General features: G+C 41.0%; 17 protein-coding genes. 11 read left to right on the top strand and 6 right to left on the bottom strand.

All coding sequences use genetic code 11. The features are described from left to right. The first annotated feature begins 85 nt into the window (after positions 1–85). The 3 genes from DCO56_RS04100 to DCO56_RS04090 all read left to right on the top strand — a co-directional run bounded on the left by DCO56_RS04100 (position 86) and on the right by DCO56_RS04090 (position 1968). The gene (locus DCO56_RS04100; RefSeq protein ID WP_108632936.1) at positions 86–652 is read left to right on the top strand and encodes a Crp/Fnr family transcriptional regulator; all 567 of its coding nucleotides are present in this window, start codon (positions 86–88) and stop codon (positions 650–652) included. A 55-nt stretch (positions 653–707) separates the two neighbouring features. Then, positions 708–1157, top strand: a complete 450-nt coding sequence (locus tag DCO56_RS04095) for a DoxX family protein (protein WP_108632442.1) — start codon at positions 708–710, stop codon at positions 1155–1157. Positions 1158–1257: 100 nt separating this feature from the next. After that, positions 1258–1968 carry an HAD-IA family hydrolase gene (locus DCO56_RS04090; protein WP_108632441.1) on the top strand — a complete coding sequence of 237 codons (711 nt, stop codon included), beginning with the start codon at positions 1258–1260 and terminating at the stop codon, positions 1966–1968. Positions 1969–2077: 109 nt separating this feature from the next. On the opposite strand, the gene DCO56_RS04085 is transcribed toward DCO56_RS04090, so the two are convergent. From DCO56_RS04085 to DCO56_RS04075, 3 genes are all read right to left on the bottom strand, one after another. Further along, positions 2078–4606 (bottom strand): outer membrane beta-barrel family protein, encoded by a 2529-nt coding sequence (locus tag DCO56_RS04085; protein WP_108632440.1) that lies wholly within the window; start codon positions 4604–4606, stop codon positions 2078–2080. 125 nt (positions 4607–4731) lie between these two features. Continuing rightward, the gene (locus DCO56_RS04080) at positions 4732–5457 is read right to left on the bottom strand and encodes a LytR/AlgR family response regulator transcription factor (protein WP_108632439.1); all 726 of its coding nucleotides are present in this window, start codon (positions 5455–5457) and stop codon (positions 4732–4734) included. Further along, positions 5447–6487, bottom strand: a complete 1041-nt coding sequence (locus DCO56_RS04075) for a sensor histidine kinase (protein ID WP_108632438.1) — start codon at positions 6485–6487, stop codon at positions 5447–5449. The genes DCO56_RS04080 and DCO56_RS04075 overlap by 11 nt, the downstream gene beginning before the upstream one ends. Positions 6488–6690: 203 nt before the next feature. On the opposite strand from DCO56_RS04075, the gene DCO56_RS04070 reads away from it, so the two are divergent. The 6 genes from DCO56_RS04070 (at position 6691) to DCO56_RS04045 (ending at position 14425) form a co-directional block, all read left to right on the top strand. After that, positions 6691–7680, top strand: a complete 990-nt coding sequence (locus DCO56_RS04070; RefSeq protein ID WP_425444055.1) for an aldo/keto reductase — start codon at positions 6691–6693, stop codon at positions 7678–7680. An 18-nt stretch (positions 7681–7698) separates the two neighbouring features. Further along, positions 7699–8196: a YdeI/OmpD-associated family protein gene (locus DCO56_RS04065; protein WP_245935771.1), complete on the top strand. Its 498-nt coding sequence runs from the start codon at positions 7699–7701 to the stop codon at positions 8194–8196. A 39-nt stretch (positions 8197–8235) separates the two neighbouring features. Further along, entirely contained in the window at positions 8236–9219 is a 984-nt protein-coding gene (locus tag DCO56_RS04060) for a Gfo/Idh/MocA family protein (RefSeq protein ID WP_108632436.1), read from the top strand. 225 nt (positions 9220–9444) lie between these two features. Continuing rightward, positions 9445–11178 carry an FAD-binding dehydrogenase gene (locus DCO56_RS04055; protein ID WP_219929301.1) on the top strand — a complete coding sequence of 578 codons (1734 nt, stop codon included), beginning with the start codon at positions 9445–9447 and terminating at the stop codon, positions 11176–11178. A gap of 164 nt (positions 11179–11342) precedes the next feature. After that, the gene (locus DCO56_RS04050) at positions 11343–12626 is read left to right on the top strand and encodes a Gfo/Idh/MocA family protein (RefSeq protein ID WP_108632434.1); all 1284 of its coding nucleotides are present in this window, start codon (positions 11343–11345) and stop codon (positions 12624–12626) included. 32 nt (positions 12627–12658) lie between these two features. Further along, entirely contained in the window at positions 12659–14425 is a 1767-nt protein-coding gene (locus DCO56_RS04045; RefSeq protein ID WP_219929300.1) for an alpha-L-fucosidase, read from the top strand. A 27-nt stretch (positions 14426–14452) separates the two neighbouring features. On the opposite strand, the gene DCO56_RS04040 is transcribed toward DCO56_RS04045, so the two are convergent. The 3 genes from DCO56_RS04040 to DCO56_RS04030 all read right to left on the bottom strand — a co-directional run bounded on the left by DCO56_RS04040 (position 14453) and on the right by DCO56_RS04030 (position 16085). Beyond that, complete coding sequence (locus DCO56_RS04040) at positions 14453–14923, bottom strand: hypothetical protein (RefSeq protein WP_108632433.1); 471 nt, start codon at positions 14921–14923, stop codon at positions 14453–14455. 100 nt (positions 14924–15023) lie between these two features. Next, the gene (locus DCO56_RS04035; RefSeq protein ID WP_108632432.1) at positions 15024–15236 is read right to left on the bottom strand and encodes a hypothetical protein; all 213 of its coding nucleotides are present in this window, start codon (positions 15234–15236) and stop codon (positions 15024–15026) included. 12 nt (positions 15237–15248) lie between these two features. Continuing rightward, entirely contained in the window at positions 15249–16085 is an 837-nt protein-coding gene (locus DCO56_RS04030; RefSeq protein ID WP_146190972.1) for a cold-shock protein, read from the bottom strand. Positions 16086–16387: 302 nt separating this feature from the next. On the opposite strand from DCO56_RS04030, the gene DCO56_RS04025 reads away from it, so the two are divergent. Further along, the gene (locus DCO56_RS04025) at positions 16388–16801 is read left to right on the top strand and encodes a GNAT family N-acetyltransferase (protein ID WP_108632430.1); all 414 of its coding nucleotides are present in this window, start codon (positions 16388–16390) and stop codon (positions 16799–16801) included. Between the two features lie 15 nt (positions 16802–16816). Further along, positions 16817–17704, top strand: coding sequence for an SPL family radical SAM protein (locus DCO56_RS04020; protein WP_108632429.1), 888 nt, complete (start codon positions 16817–16819; stop codon positions 17702–17704). The last annotated feature ends 28 nt before the right edge of the window (positions 17705–17732 follow it).

Below are 17732 nucleotides of genomic sequence, written 5' to 3'. Positions count from 1 at the left end.
TGAAATTAAGTGCTTAAATAATTAATAAGTTTACGTTTTTTATGTTTGACCAGAAGTTCTTATCTTGTTTTGAAGTATGGATAGCATGGATAAAATCAAAGCGTATTTCGATTCGCTCATTACGATGGAGACGGAGGACTGGGATATTTTTTCGTCGATGCTTACCAAAGCAGTTTTTCCGAAAAGATCACTGATTCTGGAAATAGGTAAAACAGAGCGATACCTGTCTTTTATTGAAAGAGGTATTATTCGGTTCAATATTCCAAAATTAGATTATGATTTTACATTTGGTTTTGCATTTGAAAACTCTTTTGTGAGCGCCTATGATTCATTTCTTACCCAGGCACCATCGTCCTATAATCTTGAAGCGATTACAGATTGTGTCTTGTGGCGGATATCTTATGCTGATTTGAATACCGTGTATAAAACGACACAGGTGGGAAATTTTATCGGTCGTAAGGCAATCGAAGATATATTTTTGAAGAAAATGAAACGCGAATTCACCCTTCTTGAAGATTCAGCCAAGACAAGGTATCTCAATCTGATGCGAGAACAGCCTGAGCTGATTAAAAATATTCCTTTAAAATATCTCGCATCATATATCGGAATCAGACCTCAGTCACTGAGTAGGATCCGGAAGGAAATTTCTTAACAATTGTTCATTGATAGGGAACAGAAAGGCCTATAGCTTTGAATAAAAAAAGATTATGAAACCACTTTTTGTTTTACTTATTGTCTTTATCATTGGCAACTTGGTTATACGACAATACAGAGGCTATATGGATTACCATCTGGCAGGGAAGATCGCTTTAGCTGCAACCTTATTCTTCACCTCACTGGGACACCTAATCTACACAAAAGGTATGATGCTGATGCTTCCTGATTTTATTCCATTGAAAAAAGAAATGATCTATTTGACCGGATTATTGGAAGTCATGGCCGCTTTCGGTTTATTTGTACCCTCCCTAAGCCGTCTCACGGGTATACTGTTGATTGTCTTTTTTATCCTTATACTACCGACAAATATATTCGCCAGTATAAGGCACTTAAATTATGAAACGGCAACGTATGATGGGAAAGGTACCGGATATCTGTGGTTTCGGATCCCATTTCAGGTATTTTTGATTTGCTGGACTTATTATTTTGTACTGTGTTAACTTGCGTCTTCTTAACTTAAATATAGCAATAAGTTAACATTTAAAAGTTTAGTTTTGTTTAACAATTTTTTATTTTTGCTAAACATTTAATAGTAAATAGATGAGAGAAGCGATCAAGATGGTGGTATTTGACATGGCAGGTACTACCGTAAATGAGAATAATATAGTTTATAAGACACTTCGCCATGCGATTAATGAAATCGGTGGTTATGAACTTCCACTGACGGAGGTATTGGAGCATGGAGCGGGGAAAGAAAAATTACAGGCCATTAAGACCGTCTTAAAAAAATGTGTGAACGTGGAAGACGAGGAGCTGGCCGAGAAGATATTCCAATCATTTTTACAAGCACTTGAGAAAGCTTATGAGGTGGAAGATATTTATCCGAATTCAAACGCCAATGAACTTTTTGCGGTTTTGAAGGACATGGATATACTTAGGGTGTTGAATACGGGGTATGACCGAAAAACAGCAGAATCTCTTCTGAAAAAGCTTAACTGGGTTGTCGGACGGGATATTGATGCATTGATTACGGCATCCGATGTACCTAAAAATAGACCTTATCCAGATATGATTGATCTTGCAAGAGCCAATTTTTCAATTTCAGATCCCACAACTGTTGTGAAAATAGGGGATTCAATTATTGATATTCAGGAAGGTCAGAATGCTGGTTGTGCTTTAAGTATTGGTATTACGACAGGAGCTCACCACGCTGATCAGCTAAAGTCAGCCAATCCGGATTATATCATAGATGATTTATGGGAAATTGTACCGATTATAAAGAAATACAATATCCCGAGTCAGGTGGTTTAATAAATGTCAGGTGGTTTAATAAATAAAGATAATATAAAAAGAATTACAGCAGAAAGAGACCATCCACTTGGTCTCTTTCTGCTGTAATAGATCATCTAAATGTGCGTATCTATTGCATCTGTATCCCTTCCATCGAATTTTGGTTTTTATTTTTCTTGAACATATTCATGTCCATTTTGCCAAAACGATAGGATAGATTCAATTTGACAAGCTGCGGATTGGAGAGTCGATAATAGTTTTGGTAGAAACCATCACCTGACGAGACTATGGTATTGCCGCGGGTCCTAAAAATATCGTTTACAGCCAATGTCACGGAAGCAGCCTGGTTTTTCAAGAAACTCTTCTTGATGGCAAAATCAATTCCATAAAACGGTTTAATGTATCCCTGAGAGGAACTTTGAGCCTGATTCATTGGCGGACCAAAGGTTTGATTTTGTGTGACCGGCATATTTGTTTTCCCTTGATATTCAAAGGCGAGCTGAAGGTTCCAATTCTTTTTCAGGTTGAATGTATTATTTAATTTTCCAAATACGGTCCACATACCTTCCGATGGTGTGTTGTCATCTATTTCAATTTTTGAATTGTAGAAATTGAGGTCAGCTGTAAGGTCCCACCATTTTTTTAAATTATTGGTATAGGTAAACTCCGCCCCATAGTTTTTGCTGGAATTTGCATTAATATAGGTATTGATGAAATCCATTTTATCGGTAATGGGATTGAGTTCCTGAGTCAGGAAACGGGTGATCAGGTTCGTGGTTTTTTTGTAGTAAACCGAAGCCAGGAAGGTGCCTTTACCGTGTGTCCGGCTATAAGACAATTCACCAGAAGTAGTAAACTCCGGAACGAGGTCCGGATTACCACGCGTGATATTTAAGCTGTCTGTATAATCAACAAATGGAATTAACTGAAAAAAGTTAGGACGATTGACACGACGGGTGACACTCATCTGTAGCTGATCTTTCTTTGTCAATTTCTTGCTCAGGAATAGTGAAGGAAAGAGACTGACCGGATAACTGTTGTGGAATTTTTGGTTTGTGTTGATTAATTCACCGTCATAGGTGGAATTTTCTACACGCATACCGACTTTATAAGATACCCAATCTTTGAGGTTGCCACCAAGTGAAGCATAAGCCGCATAGACTGTATTCTTGTTGTCGTAATTGGCTGACGCAGCGCTGATGTCTTTATACTCATCTTCACCGCGGGCTTTGAGACTGTTGTTATTCAGATTTTTGAGCTTGTTGATCTGCGCGCGAACCCCCGTCTCAAGTTTCATCCCATTTTTGAATGGTTTGACATAATCTGCCTGTACGGTCATGAATTTGTTATCTCCAGAGCCATCGTTTTTTTGGATCTGTGAACCAATGATTCCCCCGTTATCAGCTAAATAATTGGTGGTGTAAGTGCCATTAGATTTGTTTGTTCCACCGAAATAATTGAAATCCGCAGTCAATTCCTCACCCTCAGTTTTGAATTTCTGAACTAGGCCTGCCTGTAAGCCCCTTGGTTTGAAACTACGTTCAGATTCGGAAATTCTATTGCTATTGCCTTGCGATTCCGTTGTTATCATTGTATTTTCATTGGGGCGAAATTTACCTTCGACAAAGATTCCGGCAACAGATACCGTCGTGCGGGGACTAAGGTCATAATCTAATCCGAGCCTCCCAAAGGTGATCATACCCTTTGTTTTACCCTCGATATCTTGTTTAACGGTAGAATTAATGTCATCAATTGTGCTTTCCCGGTAGCTATCGCCTTCGGTATTTGTCCGCATACGCATATTCATTCCTGTGAGGGATATGTTGAATTTGTTCTGACGCAAATTGAGACTTCCCATAAAATTGGTTCCGCCGAAACGATCTGCCCCAAGAGTAAGCATACCGTTATAACCTGTTTTTTTATTCTTTTTCAGGATAATATTTAAAATTCCGGCCATACTTCCCGAAGCATCGTATTTGGCAGAAGGATTGGTGATGATTTCGATCTTTTCGATTACATCAGCAGGTATTTGGTCTGGCGTTAGTGTTGTCGGTTTGCCATCTACAAAAATAGTCGGCGCTGCATTCCGGAGTTTGACATTCCCGTCAATATCGACTTGTACAGAAGGCATATTGCGCATGACATCAATAGCGGTACCGCCTGCTGCTACAATATTCTTTTCTACATTGTATACTTTTTTGTCGATATCCATTTCCAATAAAGCTTTACGGCCGGTAACGGTTACCTCTTCCAGCTTTCGATTATCATTCTCCAAAGTGATCGTACCGAGGTCTTTATCCAATACTTTGCCATCGGATCCATATTCGACAGTAATGTCTTTAGCGGTATAACCTACTGAGCTTATTTTTAATTTCCATTTATCTTTAGTGGAGAGCGCGGTAAAATTAAATTTCCCATTGTCGAGTGAGCTCGTGCTTTTGAACAAGATCTCCCGCTCTTTGCCCGTGGACTGATCATGGATCACCCGCAGCAGATTGACAGAAGCCTGTGCGATTGGCTTGCCCTGAAGGTCGGTCAGTTGACCGGAGAGTTTGCCTTCAGCGACGGAGAAACTACTTGGACGGCCACTTGGAGCCGTTTGGGCATGTAATGGGGCAACAGCGGTTGCCAATAGGAGTGCTGCTATAATTTTTTTCATTTTTTCTTTGCTATACGGATCAATAGCCGGTGTTGGACAAATTGACCCCAAGCAAATTTGAAAATGATTTTTATACTATGCAATCATCTGTAGACCGACGAACCAAATGTGTAGACGAATGGTCGTTATCGGATGATGTTATCTTGATTCGATGCAGCTTTCATATGGAACTGCGCCATATTTTTGACATATTTTTTGCCAATGGGTAAAGCGATTTCAGGTAATGTGATTTTTGCTGGTGTGTAATGTTCGATTCTAGCTTTGTTAACAATAAAAGAATTGTGTATGCGTAGGAAATCGCTTGCTGGTAATAGCTTCTCCATACCACGTAAATTACTTCGGGTTAGCAGCGGGGTCTGCCGGTCAACCAAATAGATTTTTACGTAATCTTTTAAACCTTCGATGTAGCTGATTTCGTTGAGATAAATCTTTGTTTTTTTATACTCCACATGCACGATAATATGGTCTTTTTCGACAACCTGTTTGTTGCGTAGTGTCATGATATCCTCGACTTTGCGGATAGCCGTCATAAGTCGTTCTTTTGAAATAGGCTTCAAAAGGTAGTCTACTGCATTTAATTCAAATCCCTCAACAGCATATTGATGATAAGCAGTTGTAAATATAAATAGGGGTGGATCTTCAAGGTTCCGGACAAACTCTGTTCCTAATTGTTCGGGCATCTGGATGTCCAGAAAAATGAGGTCCACGGCCTGATTTTTTAGGTATTCAGCAACATCGACAGGGGCATGGAATTTCTGTAGAATTTCAATTTGGTCAAAACTCAATAGGTCATCCTCCAGCAAATTAAGCGCGAATGGTTCGTCATCAATTAGTATACATTTAATCTTCATCTGTCATTAGTCTGAGTGCAACTTCAAAGTATCCATCCGCTGTTCTTTTGATGGATAGATCGTGGCGATTGGGATAAAGCAACTGTAGTCTTCGTTTCACATTTGTTAACCCGATGCCTTCATTTGACCGATGCTCGGTATATTGCAATATTTTGTTCGTAGATTTAAATACGAGTCCGCCCGGAATGTCTATGAATTGAAATTGTATGTTGGGGATATTTTTACTATCCACGCCATATTTGAATGCATTTTCTACAAAATGAATAAACAATAAAGGAGGGATCATTCTGTTCTTGAGGGTACTTTCTATTTTCAGGTCAACTTCCCCCGGAATGGGAAGCCTTAATGTCTGTAAAGCAATGAAATTGCGCATATGGTCAATTTCTTTGAAAAGTTCGACCTTCGGTCCATCGACTTCATAGAGTATATAACGCAGCATTTCGGACAGTTTGACTATTGTACCCTCGGAATCGGGGGATTGTTTGCGGATCAGCCAACGAATATTGTTGAGGGTGTTAAATAAAAAATGTGGACTGATCTGGAGTTTTAAAATAGTCAGTTCTGCTGTAGTCTTTTCTAATGCGATTTGTTTATTAAGTTCCTTTTGTCTCGCCTGTTCATTATAAAGAAAGATCATGGACGAGGTGATCATGCAAAGCGAATAGATAATTCCAGGACCGACAACAAGACGAACAAAAAGTATATTCTCCTTTTTAAAATGAGCTAATTCTCCATTGGGGTTGAAATAGACGATTGCATAATTGAGCATGACGTAGGCTACAAAGCCCAGTGCGATAAATAGGGCAAAAATCTTTCTACGACCAAAGAAATACCTCGGCGCGACAAGGTAACAATGTAGATAAAAATTGCTCGCCAGAAAGATGATATTGGCAAGATGGGATAGTGCCGAATAGATTTTAAAATCAGCGATTTTGTCAGGCTGATAGAGATAGGTAATAAAAGGCAGTAAGAGCAGAATAACCCATATCACAATATGTAAATAGAATTTTCTAAAGAATCTACTGATCATGGGACATTGTTACTTAACGCTGTGCTATTAATGGACGATAATCAAAAATATAAAAATATTTGTGATACCAGCATAGATCTGTTGTGTGGAATGGTATAAATTTTAATTCAATTGTTGCATGTCGAAATATTTCTAGCGCATTGACAGTTATTGCTCAGACTCTTCAAAATAGTTTTGTATTTTGCATATATAAACTTGACAACGTGACATTCAATCCAAACCGATATAATATAATGCCCTACAGGCGATGTGGGAAGAGTGGTATTCAACTTCCGGCTATTTCCCTTGGACTATGGCAGAATTTTGGTGATATTGATCAGAAAGAAGTGTTTAGGCAGACCCTACGTACGGCTTTTGACAACGGTATCACACATTTTGATCTTGCGAATAATTATGGACCGCCTCCCGGCAGTGCGGAGCAAAATTTTGGAGCGATATTGACCACGGATTTTGCCGGATACCGGGATGAACTCTTGGTATCGACCAAAGCGGGGTATACGATGTGGGAAGGACCCTATGGCGATTGGGGGAGCCGTAAATATGTGATAGCGAGTCTACATCAGAGCTTAAAACGTTTAAAGTTGGACTATATTGATATTTTTTATCATCATAGGAATGATCCCAATACACCGTTGGAAGAAACCATGTGCGCGTTAAGTGATGTTGTACGACAGGGAAAAGCACTTTATGTAGGCTTATCGAACTATCCCGCGGATTTGGTAACGGAAGCGGCAGCTATATTACGTGATCTGAATTGTCCTTGTTTGATCCACCAACCAAAGTATTCCATGTTGGTGCGTACCCCGGAAGAAGGGCTGTTGAACGTGCTGGATGAAGAGGGGATAGGGATTATCGCTTTCTCCCCTTTGGCCCAAGGCCTACTGACCAATAAATACCTACAGGGTAGTATTCCAACAGATTCTCGGGCCTCAAAAGAGCATTTTTTAAAGAGTACCGCCATTACATCCGAGCTTGTTACAAAACTGTCTGCTTTGAATGGACTTGCTGCGCAACGTGGACAATCATTGGCACAGATGGCAATTGCCTGGTTATTGAAGGATCAACGCCTGACATCGGTTTTGGTCGGAGCGAGAAACAGTGCGCAATTGACGGATTCGTTAAAGTCGCTCGAAAATTTAAGTTTTAGTCAGGAAGAGCTTAAACTGATAGAAGCGATTCTATCTACAACTTAATTTTTGGATAAACCATACATGTCGATATATATGTTTGCCTTTAAAGCCAAATTGGAGATAATAGGAATCAACCCTTTTGTTTTTGTGCCCGATGAAATTTTACGTAATCTCTTTGCCGAAGCTGGAGTGGATAAGGGATATATCCCTATTTGCGGGAAGGTAAATGGTAAAGCTTATAAACAGACCTTATTACGGTATAAGGGCGAGTGGCGATTGTATATCAATACCCAGATGTTGGCAAACTCCCCTAAGCGGATCGGTGAACTATTGAAAGTGTCTGTTATTTTTGATCCCACTGAACGAGGTTTAGCGCCACATCCCGAACTTGAGCGGGCATTGAATGAAAATGAAGTGGCAAAAGCAGTCTTTGACCGTTTGGCACCATCCAAAAGAAAAGAGATTATCCGTTACATTTCTTTCTTGAAGACAGATGAAAGCCGACGTAAAAATATTGAAAAGGCAATCGGATTTTTGCTTGGTAAAAACGCGTTTATCGGGCGCCTGAAACCGGAATAAAAAAGTTTGTTCGAGGATTAGTTCAAAAAATAAATAAAAATGGAAGATGCAAAGGTAAGGTGGGGAATCATAGGGTGCGGCGATGTTACAGAAAAAAAAAGCGGTCCCGCGTTTAATAAAGTTAAAGATAGTAGATTATTGGCTGTAATGCGGAGAGATGCCGCTAAAGCTGCCGATTATGCCCATAGACATCAAGTCCCGCATTGGTATTCGACGGTCGAGGACATGTTGGGCAATCCGGCATTGAATGCCATCTACATTGCTACTCCGCCCTCTTCACATTTTGACTATGCATTGAAGGCCTTAGAAGCCGGAAAAGATGTCTATGTTGAGAAACCGGTTACCTTAAATGCACATGAAGCAAGGCTGCTTTTGGATGTTGTCAGAAAGACTAATGGCAAGTTGGTGGTTGCGCATTATCGAAGACAGTTACCTCTATTTCTCAAAGTAAAAGAGTTGTTAGATGCTGGACAGATAGGAATAATTCGGACTGTTCAGCTCCGGTTATGGCAAAGTCGGTTGCCGGAATTAGTGACCAAGGGGGCGGCAGACTGGCGCACAGACCCAGCAATATCCGGAGGTGGATATTTTTTTGATCTTGCACCACATCAATTGGATCTGATGTTGTATTTTTTTGGCTTGCCGATTTCTTTTGAAGGATTTAGCCAGATCCAGGATGCAGCCTCTGCTGTCGCTGATCACACAACTGGAACTATATTATTTGAGCATCAGGTTGTTTTTAATGGAAGCTGGTGTTTCAATGTCAGGCAAGAAGATCATGTAGATCGCTGTGAGATCATAGGTAGCCGCGGGAAGATTAGCTTCTCCATATTTGGCAATTTGGTAACGGTTCAATCTGATGATGAAGAGAATGAATTTGTATTTGAGCATCCTGAGCATATACAATATCCCATGATCGCTAGTACAGTGGCTTTCTTTGAGGGGAATGGTCCAAATCCTGCACCTATGGAGGAGGCTTTGACGTTAATGGAAATTATTGATTGTTTTGCTAAAATAAAATAAGTGACCATAAAGTAGGCCAACGATAGATTTCAATGCTTTTAGGTGTCGATTCTGATGCTATGGCAGTTCAAAAATTAAACCTAAGGGTGGTGTGTCTTTAAAGCAGGCCGCTTAAATTGCTTTTGTGTATAATTTTAATGATAGTTTGCACTCCTTGTTCACAGATTGAATTTTATTTCTCTTTGTACTTCAGAAGAGAAACAAGTAAATTTAAGGGAACCAAAAGTGAACTTACGCACAAGAACCGTAGAGAATATAGAACCCATTGATATTTATAGTATGCGGATAGAAGAACAATTTAAACCTGATGCCATCATTATCGGGACTGGTCTGGCAGGATTAACTGCGGCAATGGAAATTACCAACGCAGGAAAGAAGGTACTTCTATTGGATCAAGAGACCGAAAGAAATATCGGGGGACAGGCATTCTGGTCTTTTGGCGGTCTATTTTTTATCAATTCACCACAACAGCGTCGTATGGGGATCAAAGATTCTTTGGAGTTGGCACAGCAAGACTGGTTCGGTACCGCAGGTTTTGATAGGGCAGCGGATTACTGGCCCCGTCAATGGGCCGATGCCTACTTGAAATTCGCCGCCGGTGAAAAATATGCATATGTAACGAAGCTAGGTGTTAAATTCATGTTTATGGTAGGCTGGGCTGAGCGTGGAGATGGCCGTGCTTCTGGTCACGGAAACTCGGTTCCCAGATTTCACGTAAGTTGGGGAACTGGAACGGGAGTCGTTAAACCTTTTATAGAAAAGGCCTATACCGCAGAAAAAAATGGACTCTTGCAATTTAAATTTAGACATCGTGTTACGAGGTTGATTACAGAAAATGGTGCTATAAAAGGAGTATTTGGTGATATTTTAGAAGATGATGATAAAGAAAGGGGGGCTGCGACCAATAGAAATGTCATTGACACCTTCGAATATCATGCTCCGCACGTTGTCGTTGCCTCGGGCGGGCTTGGCGCCAATCACGAACTGGTACGAAAGAACTGGCCTAAACGGTTGGGTACGGCTCCATCCGCAATGATCTCTGGAGTTCCGGCATATGTAGATGGAAAGATGATTGCGGTCGCCGAAGAAATCGGCGCCCATACGATCAATAAAGATCGTATGTGGCATTATACCGAAGGCATACGGAACTGGAATCCGATTTGGCCCAATCATGGTATACGTATTTTACCTGGTCCTTCTTCACTATGGTTCGATGCGAAAGGAAATAGACTTCCGGCGCCTTTTTTTCCGGGGTTTGATACGTTGGGTACACTAAAGCATATACAAGATAGTGGCTATTCGTATTCCTGGTTTATTTTGACGCAAAAAGTCATCAAAAAGGAATTTGCACTTTCCGGCTCCGAACAAAATCCAGATATTACCAATAGGGATTATAAACTCTTCCTCAAACGGATTTTCGGTAAAAAGGCCCCCGCACCAGTTGAAGCGTTTAAGGAGAATGGGGTCGATTTTATCGTTGCGGACACATTATCGGAATTGGTCCGAAGAATGAACCTCCTGTCCGGAGATGATCTGTTAAATTACGAATCTATTGAATCACAGATCATGGCAAGAGACCGCGAGTTGGATAACAAATTCTCTAAAGACACGCAGGTCAATTATATCCGTAATACGCGAAAGTATCTCGGCGATCGGCTTGGAAGGGTCTCGTCTCTACACAAGATATTGGATCCGAAGAATGGACCATTGATTGCTGTACGTTTACATGTACTTACACGTAAGACGTTGGGCGGGATTAAGACAAACCTAGACGCACAGGTTCTGACAGTAGACGACCATATCATCGAAGGACTGTATGCCGCCGGTGAGGTAGCTGGTTTTGGAGGCGGAGGTATGCATGGTTATAGGGCATTGGAAGGGACATTTTTGGGTGGTTGCATTTTTTCGGGCATGAAGGCAGGACGGCACATCGCCAAAAGACCGATGACCACTTTCTGAAAATGTAAAACTCATTTCAATGGAAAGAGAATTTCCTTATTTTTCCTGATCTTCATGATTAAATGTTATATTAGGTATCTCTAGGGAAAGTGCTGCATGAATCGTCTTTACCAAAAAGATGGTAGATCTAATCAAAATAATACAAAACTAAACCAAATTAAACAATGAAAAGAAAAGATTTTCTCCGTAATACCGGAATCCTGACAGCCTCAGTGCTATTTGCCAATACACCTGTTTTCGGTAGGCAATCTGGAACTGTGCGTGTCGGGCTGGTCGGCGTAAATGGAATGGGCTGGTCTAATCTAAATGCGATATTGAAGGTGCCCGGCGTCCAGTGTACTGCGCTTTGTGACATAGATGAAAATATACTTCGGAATAGGGCCGAAGAGTTAAAAAAACGAGATATTACGGTCAAAACTTATATAGAATATAAAGATCTGCTCAAAGCAAACGATGTGGATGTCGTGATCGTGGCTACGCCAGATCATTGGCATTGCCTACAGATGGTAGATGCGGTTGCAGCGGGAAAAGATGTGTATGTTGAAAAACCTATTGGGAATTCCATTCGGGAATGCGAGCTCATGGTCGCTGCAGCAAAAAAATATAAACGTGTGGTGCAGGTTGGACAATGGCAACGGAGCCAGCAGCATTTTAGGGATGCCATGGCTTTTGTCCATAGTGGAAAACTGGGTAAAATCCGTTTGGTTAAAGCTTGGGCGTATCAAGGTTGGATGAAAAGCATTCCGGTGCTGCCTGATGCTTCGGTTCCGGCCGGTGTTCATTATGACAAGTGGCTTGGGCCAGCTCCAAAACGGGCTTTCAATCCCAATCGTTTTCATTTTAATTTTAGGTGGTACTGGGATTATGCGGGGGGGCTGATGACAGATTGGGGCGTCCATATGCTGGACTATGCCCTGATCGGAATGAAAGTTTCCGATCCGGTATCCGTTATGGCTGCCGGAGGAAAATTTGCTTATCCTGATGATGCGGCTGAAACTCCGGATAGTTTAACCACTGTGTATGAGTTTGACGGATTCAATGTCCAGTGGGAACAGGCAACAGGAATAGATCTAGGGCCTTATCAAAAAACACATGGTGTCGCTTTTATCGGTAATAATGGCACATTGGTGGTCAATCGTGAAGGCTGGGAGGTTATCCCCGAAAAAGGTCGTATGGAGGCGGTTGCTTTTCAACCTTCAAAAGATAATGGACTGGATAAGCATATGGTCAATTTTATAGAAGCTGTTCGCAATAAATCCAGTGAAGGACTGCATGCGCCGATTGAGGCGGGTGCTCATATTGCCATTTTCTCCCAGATGGGGAATATTGCTTATCGAAGCAAAAAGAAGCTGTACTGGGATAAAAATAAGCGCACTTTCAATGATAAGGATGCAGATCGCTATCTGGCTAAAAGTTATCAAAATGGGTATAGTATGCCTAAGGTATAATGTTGTATCCGGATGTATCAAAGTTTTTAGCGATGAGTTTTAAAACGATCGTATTCGGGGTAGCAGTCAGTATATTATGTACACATCATGCCCTTGCGCAACGAATGGAAGAGATGTGGGATGGTGCCGGCGGGAAAAGTGCTGTTTCACAAAATAGGGGAAAGCTGTTTCGAGAAGGCAAATATGCCCTATTTATTCATTGGGGTATTTATTCCCAATTAGCAAATAAATGGCAGGGAAAAACCTATTATGGAATCGGAGAATGGCTTATGAACAAGAGCATGGCGAATATTCCCCCTGCGGAATATAAGTTGGCAGCGTCTTCTTTTCATCCGGATCAGTTTGATGCCAAGGCTATTGTGCAGCTGGCGAAAGATGCTGGAATGCGTTATATCGTTATTACCAGTAAACACCATGATGGATTTTCGATGTTTCATTCGAAAGTGAACCCATTCAATATTGTTGATGCGACGGATTATAAACGCGATCCGATGACTGAATTGGCTAAAGCCTGTAAGGAAGGTGGTATTGGTTTTGGATTTTATTATTCTCAAAATCAGGACTGGACTTATCCCGGTGGAAACGGAGGACCCAAGCTGGATGCGCAGGGAAAAGCGAAATCTTTTGATGATTATTTTTGGGAGAAATGTTACCCTGAGGTACAGCAAATTACAACAGGCTATGGCCCTATAGAACTGGTCTGGTTTGATACACCGGGTGGAATGGACAAAAAATATGCACAGAAACTCGTAGAACTCGTGCATAAAAATCAACCTGGCGCTTATGTCTCCGGAAGGGTAGGGCATGGGCTGGGCGATTACTCCACGCTAGGAGATATGGAAGTGCCCAGGGAGAATGTGGATGGTATCTGGGAAACTGTTGATGTGACCAATGATTCCTGGGGTTACGCTTGGTATGATAACAACTGGAAGAGTAGTCAGGAGCTATTGCAGCGAACGCTATCAACTGTTGCACGCGGAGGTACCTATATGTTGAACGTAGGTCCGAAACCGGATGGTTCTATTCCGGATCAGGCGGGTTTAGCCCTGCGCAATGCGGGTGCTTGGATCAAACGTTATCCAGAAACTGTATACGGTGCGCAAGCATCGCCCTGGAAACATGCGCTACCCTGGGGCGACGCCACCGTACAGGGGGATCGAATTTCCTTACTGGTCTATCATTGGCCTACCGATGGAGCCTTATACGTTCCGGGATTGAGCAAAGGGGTACAGTCCATCAGACTCATGGGAACGGACAATCAGGAAAAATTAAATTATACGCTTGAAAAGGACTGGCTTAAAATTAACATTCCAAGAATCGCACCTGATAAGATGGTGTCCGTTATTGAGATTAAGGTAGACGGTACGCCGCAGGTCGAAAAAATGCTGGGTGTTGATCCTGCGCTCGAAACCGTTATTCCTGTTGATTTTGGAGAGGTGGTGAACTGTACGAAAGAAGGGAAATCCTGGATGGAGAAATTTGGTGAATGGAAACATGTCGTTCAGGCCAGTAAATGGACAGAAAAAAGCCGGTTATCTTATGAAATAGTTATTGAAAAGCCAGGCTACTATCAGATAGACATGAATTATGCGGGCCAAGGACGGATGGTGTGGCGTATTGAAAATTCGGCAGGAGAACTTTTACAGAACCAACAGGAATCGGCGCATGTATATAATTGGTATCCTTGGGGCTGGATGAAATTCAGCAAAACAGGACGGTATAAAATTAGTGTTTCGTTGATCGAAGGTAATGGTGATAAGGCGAGTCTAACGGCTCTTCGGTTTAAATATGTGGAATAGGAAGGAGATAATTTGCGAAGATGGGTGTTATTTCCGGTATTTATTCGTCAAAAACCTGACAAGTCCAGTCATGGCTTTGAAGGCGAGTAAACCTAATCCTATACCCAAAACAATGCCCAGGCCGATGCCAATTAGAATAGCCATGTTATTGCTGTGCCAATCATAAACTGCATTGAGGAAAATGCAAAATATAACGGAAACTATAGTGCTGCCCACAATGGCTGAAGAAAGGAATAGGGTTTTGAATCCTTTGGTTACGGACCGCTGTTGTAATCCGACGATAACCGATGTTGAAATAATGCCAGCGCTAATAAGCAGGATGATTGTTGCTACAAAGAGTAAACCAAGAAGGATGCTTATGACCGTGAGTGCCAGAAACACGAATGAACCCATCAGGAGCAGTACCGCTAAAAAGTCATCGTCGTTACGGAAAGAGTCAATTATATGATAATGACTCGGTAAGAATTTGATTAGTAATGTAAATAATAATTCTGGCATTATTTTTAATTTAATTAATCTTACGGCTTTATCTTGTTTTAATGGTCGCTTTGCGCTAACTAAATTACTCGTTTATCTTAATATTTGAAAGACTGTTGTTTTATTTTTTTTCTTCTTGATTTAATTCTTCTGCTGTTTTTTTCGGTGTTCTCCCGCTGTCGAATCCACTGATAAATAGATAAGCAAGTAGGAAGAACAGCAGTAAAATGGTGCCGATTGATACTGCTATTTTTTGAGTTATGGGCAGTTTGGAACGAATAATTAACATGAGTATAAGAACGAGTATAGCAATAAATACAATTGTTATTCCCATTCTCAATTCACCTTACTGCATGATTAGATTAATTTTCTCAATAGAATCTTCGTTTTCAAGGAAATCAATATAGGGAATCAAGGGCTCAACATCTTGCTTGTCCATTGTTTCCAAATCGTCAAATAATGCTTCTACAAAATCATTACAGAAAGATTTACCAAAACTATAAGCCCTGATTCGTGTTAAATCGTCGTAATTTATCTCAGTTGCGTTCAGATTAAGCACTTCTTCGGGAATCTCATAGTCGCCATCGGCCGGATAGCCAATATACCTGAACATCCTTTCTTTCCAAACCCTGAATAAAATCTGATGTGAAACATGGTTTCCAAAGTATGAGAAAATCTGAGCGAGAAGTTCAGATGCTATTTCTTTTTCAAAAATACCTGAGATACTTTTGTCAAGCAATTCAGCATAAGCTAAGAAAATGGAGCTGTTGAAACGGACATCAAAATGAGAGGTCAACATGGAAACTACGTTGTCTTTGCCCTGGGTTCGTAATAATTGTCTTGCTGCTAATGAGGTGAGATTGTGCTTTTGCTCGTGGCCGTGGTTATCGGGGATGAGTACAGTATGATCCTTTTCAAAGAGAGAGATGACGAATTTCCAATCTTCAGGTCTCTTGAGGATTTTACAGTTGTGGGCTAAGTAACCGCTCCGCTTGGGGTCAGACTTCTTGTCTCCGACTATTACCTCAGCAGGCTGAATAATATGCTCCGGAGGAATTTTAAACCTGCGTATATGCACAAAGAGTTCTTCTCCGGAAGGTAACGCAAGGGTACCAAATCCTTTGTTATTGTCGAACCATTTGACAGCGCCGATAAACATGGCTGGTGTTGAGTTTTGTTTCAATGCTATAAAGGTAATGAATTAAAATATTTATTATGCATTGAAAATTAAATATTTGCGATTATCCACTGAATATAGAGATTTTTTAGGGGCATTAGCCCCTCCGAAGTGATTTTCCGGCCGTGAAAATACAGCGAAAACCAGTTCATTGAGGTGATTTAAGGAAAAATAGCGTGCTGATCCCCAACTGGAATTCGTATTTTAGAATAACTATGTATGTGTTTTTTAGTATTGTATAATCAATGCAGTTTTGAAAAATGTATTATTATGAATAATTTCATAGCAAATAAACTGATCATTTTACTATGCATTATCAAGCCGTATATCAGAAGATAGATTATAAGCGCTATCAATTTTTAAGGGAACACTCAGGGTTATCTCCAAAAACGGAGGAAGCTGCACGTCTAGGAATGGAAAATTCCCTATGCTGTGTGGCTATTTTAGATGAGGACAATGATAATGAAATAGTAGGTATGGGTAGGATTGTTGGCGATGGTGCTTGCCATTGCCAGGTCGTTGACATCTGTGTGCTCCCTGAACATCAGAAAAAAGGGCTTGGAAAACTGATTATGCAGAAGCTTGATGAATATATGAATTCAAACCTCCCTGACAGCTGTTATGTCAGTTTGATCGCAGATGGTGTTGCTTTCCAGCTCTATGCACAATATGGTTTTAAGGAGGTGTGGCCTGCATCAAGAGGTATGGGTAGAACGTTTTAAAGTGAATGGGATATTATGCGCCGTTTAATTGCGAAATCCATTCTCAATAAGACCAAACGAAGAGACCCTTGGTTTCTTGACGATTATACGCTAAATCCCTATAGTGGTTGCTCTTTCAATTGTTTATATTGCTATATCAGGGGAAGTAAGTACGGGATAAACATGGCTGAAAAATTGAGTATGAAAAGCAATGCTGTCGAACTCTTGGAAAAACAGTTGTCTCTGCGTGCGCGAAAAAAACAGTATGGAATTATCGTTCTTTCTTCTGCGACAGATCCGTATCTGCAGCTGGAACAGTCCGAATTGCTTACCCGACAGTTGCTGGAAGTCATCCTGCACTATCGTTTTCCGGTACATATTATTACGAAGTCGAACTTAGTTACCCGGGATTTTGATTTGTTAAGAGAGATTGATGCAGCGGCAATACTTCCTGAAGATCTTCAGTCAAAATTAACACATAAGGCGTTTGTTACCTTTTCATTTTCGACTATAGATGATCGCGTTGCCGGTATTTTCGAACCGGGGGCTCCTAAGCCCTCACTACGATTGGAAGCATTAAGGCAAGCGCTTGAACAGGGGCTCTATAGTGGCGTCAGTCTGATGCCACTGTTGCCCTATATATCGGATACTGGGGCGAGTCTGGAATTGCTATTTCAGACTTTTCAGACTATTGGTGCAAGTTATGTTTTTCCTGCTACGCTCGCCCTATACGGAAATGATCCTGCGGACAATAGCGCATTGGTCATGCGCGCTATCGGAAAACATTATCCTCAGCTATTACAAAAGTATCAGCGACTATTTGGTGCAGATGGAAAATTGCCGGATTACTACCGCCATGCTTTTGCAAATAAGGCTAGTTCGTTGTGTTCACAATATGGATTGCGGGATAGTCTGTTTTATTGATTCTCATATCTATAGCTACAACCTATTT

The sequence above is a fragment of the Sphingobacterium athyrii genome (genome assembly GCF_003071065.1).
In the GTDB taxonomy this organism is placed as follows: domain Bacteria; phylum Bacteroidota; class Bacteroidia; order Sphingobacteriales; family Sphingobacteriaceae; genus Sphingobacterium; species Sphingobacterium athyrii.
This window is presented reverse-complemented; position numbering and strand designations above follow the sequence as displayed.

What these genes read in the sequence shown, in the direction of transcription:
- DCO56_RS04085 (WP_108632440.1), bottom strand. Translation starts at nt 4,606, where the DNA reads ATGAAAAAAATTATAGCAGCACTCCTATTGGCAACCGCTGTTGCCCCA.
- DCO56_RS04025 (WP_108632430.1), top strand. Translation starts at nt 16,388, where the DNA reads ATGCATTATCAAGCCGTATATCAGAAGATAGATTATAAGCGCTATCAA.
- DCO56_RS04075 (WP_108632438.1), bottom strand. Translation starts at nt 6,487, where the DNA reads ATGATCAGTAGATTCTTTAGAAAATTCTATTTACATATTGTGATATGG.
- DCO56_RS04045 (WP_219929300.1), top strand. Translation starts at nt 12,659, where the DNA reads ATGAGTTTTAAAACGATCGTATTCGGGGTAGCAGTCAGTATATTATGT.
- DCO56_RS04090 (WP_108632441.1), top strand. Translation starts at nt 1,258, where the DNA reads ATGAGAGAAGCGATCAAGATGGTGGTATTTGACATGGCAGGTACTACC.
- DCO56_RS04100 (WP_108632936.1), top strand. Translation starts at nt 86, where the DNA reads ATGGATAAAATCAAAGCGTATTTCGATTCGCTCATTACGATGGAGACG.
- DCO56_RS04080 (WP_108632439.1), bottom strand. Translation starts at nt 5,457, where the DNA reads ATGAAGATTAAATGTATACTAATTGATGACGAACCATTCGCGCTTAAT.
- DCO56_RS04095 (WP_108632442.1), top strand. Translation starts at nt 708, where the DNA reads ATGAAACCACTTTTTGTTTTACTTATTGTCTTTATCATTGGCAACTTG.
- DCO56_RS04050 (WP_108632434.1), top strand. Translation starts at nt 11,343, where the DNA reads ATGAAAAGAAAAGATTTTCTCCGTAATACCGGAATCCTGACAGCCTCA.
- DCO56_RS04060 (WP_108632436.1), top strand. Translation starts at nt 8,236, where the DNA reads ATGGAAGATGCAAAGGTAAGGTGGGGAATCATAGGGTGCGGCGATGTT.
- DCO56_RS04065 (WP_245935771.1), top strand. Translation starts at nt 7,699, where the DNA reads ATGTCGATATATATGTTTGCCTTTAAAGCCAAATTGGAGATAATAGGA.
- DCO56_RS04040 (WP_108632433.1), bottom strand. Translation starts at nt 14,923, where the DNA reads ATGCCAGAATTATTATTTACATTACTAATCAAATTCTTACCGAGTCAT.
- DCO56_RS04035 (WP_108632432.1), bottom strand. Translation starts at nt 15,236, where the DNA reads ATGGGAATAACAATTGTATTTATTGCTATACTCGTTCTTATACTCATG.
- DCO56_RS04020 (WP_108632429.1), top strand. Translation starts at nt 16,817, where the DNA reads ATGCGCCGTTTAATTGCGAAATCCATTCTCAATAAGACCAAACGAAGA.